A 2,832-nucleotide genomic window follows, 5' to 3' on the forward strand; every position below is an offset into this window, starting at 1 on the left:
TCCAGCGCGATGTCGTCTCGGCGTGTACGCGCTCCTTCAGCCGCTTGATCGACTTCTTCGAGGGCGCTGTGCCCCAGTAGGGCTTGCCCTGGTGACCGTAGAAACGTCCCACGGTGTAGCCCAGGAAGTCGAAGCGCTCCTCCGGCAGCTTGACCAGTCGAGTCTTCTGTTCGTTGACCGTCAGGCCCAGCTTGGCCATCAGGCGCCGCATCGTCGCCATCGCCTGCTCTCCCGTGCCGGGTCGGCACAGGATGACGAAGTCGTCGGCGTAGTTGACCACCTCGGCTCGCAAGCGCCGGGCATACCCACCCTGGTACCACGCCAGCATGAAGCGGCGGAAGTACAGGTTGGCCAGCAGCGGCGAGATGACGCCCCCTTGCGGTGTGCCCCGGTTGGTGTCGCGCGCGGCCGTCGTGCGGACTTCTCCGCCCTCGGCAGTGCGCTCGACCACCGGAGCATCGAGCCACTGGCGCAGTACCGCCAGCACCGTCCCGTCGGAGATCCTGCGTGCCACACAGCGCAGCAGGTGCCCGTGGGGAATCGTGTTGAAGTAGTCGGAGAGATCCGCATCCACCACTTCGCGGGCGCCGCGCTCGGCGATGCCGAAGTGGATGCGCCGCAGCGCCATCTTGGCGTCCATGCCTTCGCGGAAGCCATACTGCCAGGGAAACAGGTCTGGGTCGAAGATCGGCCCCAGTACCAGCAGCATGGCCATCTGGACAACCCGGTCACGGATGATCGGGATGCCCAGCGGGCGTTGCCCGCCGTTGGCCTTGGGAATCCATACACGCAACAGGGGCGCGCACCGATACTGTCCGGTACGCAGCTCCTGTCTCAGTCTTTGCAGCCAGCTGGCCAGTCCCTGGTCTTCGATGTCCTTGAACGTCGTGCCGTCCACCCCGGCCGCACCGCGCTTGGCGCGGCACCTCCGATAGGCCTCCAGCAGGACGTCTATCCGGTACACCTTGTCCCACAGGCTGTAGAACCTCGTGGCCGCTTCGCTCTTGGCTTTCGCCCGTAACACGCTCTGCAGGGTCCGAACCGAATCGAGCGGGGTTGATAGGCTGATGCCAATCCCCGGGCTCTTCCCGCTTTGCGCATTGGTAGTGCAACAGGGGGCCTTCGCTCCACCAGCGTTACCCGATTTCATCACTACTACGCCCCCATCCGCCATCCGCAGCAGCCGACTCCACCCCTCACGGGGCCGCCGTTGCCCGGTTGCCCGCCGGGCACCGCCACGGACTTCCCTTGTTGCACGATCGATCATTCGCCATGCGTGCTGCCACCACTACCCCGGTGGATGCGGTACGCGCTCATCACGCTCGCTTGCGTACCGCCGCCGGCCTTCCTCGTTATTGTGGCGAGTCGGCATCCACGACGGCATTTCGAGGCCTGCTCGGTGTTCACTCGCGTTGCGGCCCGCATGACCCGCTGGCTTCCTATCGAAGCCTTTTCAAGCAGTGCTTCAGCCCATTCGTTACCTCCTGAGCCGCTCCTTGTGCTTCCGGCCGGAGCGCGAGTTGGCCGGGTCGGACTTTCACCGACGGATCAACCGTGCCTTGGCAAGGCACACACAACAACTGGTGCGAAAACCAGATCCGCCCGTGGGCCCTCGGGCGCTCGAACTGGCTGTTCGCCGGCTCGCTGCGCAGCGGCAAGCGTGCGGCTGCACTGATGAGCCTGATCCAGTCGGCACGCCTGAACGGGCATGATCCCTATGCCTATCTGAAAGATGTGCTGACCCGGTTGCCGACGCAGAAGGCCAGCGAGATATCCGCGCTGCTGCCGCACAACTGGAAACCTGCCAGCAAGGTGTAATCCCCGGCCGCTTACGATGCACCGGTATGGCCCTGGTCGAGGAAGGCGACTTCCACCGCTCCCTTCAGCGTCTGCACCTGTTCGGCCAGGGCCGCCACCTGGGCTCGCTTCTGGGACCTTCGTGCCCTTTCGTCGCCTGGCGCTGTCATAACCGGTGCATGTTTTGTTTTACGTTGTCGATTGCAGGGTCCGGCTGTCGAGAATCATGGCGCTGGGTTGCGCCTCTTGTCGGCCATTCGGATCAGCTCACGAAGATCGTGCATTAATTCTTCGAAGACACCTGCCAGGAGACGGCACGCTGAAAGGCGTCCGGTGGCGCCAGAGCAGGCCGCCACGGACGATGCAGCGCAAGGCATTGAAGACTTTGCGCAGGCTGTGGACGCGATGAGCAGAAGATTCGACATGGGTGCCAGGCAAGGCGCACAAAAGCGCATCCCTCATCGCTGACATCGATTGGGTAAGGCTCAGGTTATCGTCTGCATAGGTGCAACGGTAACCGAATCACTGGTTAATGACAGGCTCTAGCGCTGGGCTGACGTCAACCTAGCAACAGTCATGACTGGCTGTGTATCACTCTCCAACAACGAGCAGTTACATCCATCGACCATGCCGTAATCCAATCAAGGATCTGATGATGAAGCAGAACTGGAGTCCTGACAGCTGGAGAGTCAAGCCCATCCAGCAGCAACCGGAATACCCCGATGCCATCCATCTCACCCAGGCGGAGCAGACCCTGGCCGGCTATCCACCGCTGGTCTTCGCCGGCGAGGCGCGCGAGTTGCGCCGACTGTTCGGCGAAGTCAGCCAGGGGCGCGCCTTTCTGCTGCAGGGCGGCGATTGCGCGGAAAGCTTCGCCGAATTCTCCTCGACCAAGATCGCTGACACCTTAAAAGTGCTATTGCAGATGGCAATCGCCATGACCTTCGCCGCCGGCTGTCCGGTGGTCAAGGTGGGGCGCATGGCCGGCCAGTTCGCCAAACCGCGCTCGGCCTGCAGCGAGACCGTCGACGGCGT

The 2,832-nt window shown here is 63.1% G+C and carries 2 protein-coding genes and 1 pseudogene; 2 read left to right on the forward strand and 1 reads right to left on the reverse strand.

All coding sequences use genetic code 11. From position 1 onward, the window contains the following. Nucleotides 1–1,024 (reverse strand): reverse transcriptase domain-containing protein (locus ACYVD0_RS21505; protein ID WP_460428695.1); only part of this gene is annotated, 1,024 nt, incomplete at its 3' end. A 551-nt stretch (nucleotides 1,025–1,575) separates the two neighbouring features. Between ACYVD0_RS21505 and ACYVD0_RS21510 the strand changes: the two are divergent. Then, nucleotides 1,576–1,818, forward strand: a pseudogene (locus ACYVD0_RS21510) (transposase domain-containing protein); the annotation flags it as partial. A 634-nt stretch (nucleotides 1,819–2,452) separates the two neighbouring features. Next, the coding region (locus ACYVD0_RS21515; protein ID WP_460428696.1) for a 3-deoxy-7-phosphoheptulonate synthase at nucleotides 2,453–2,832 on the forward strand (380 nt) is incomplete at its 3' end.

Source organism: Azotobacter armeniacus, from assembly GCF_054779355.1.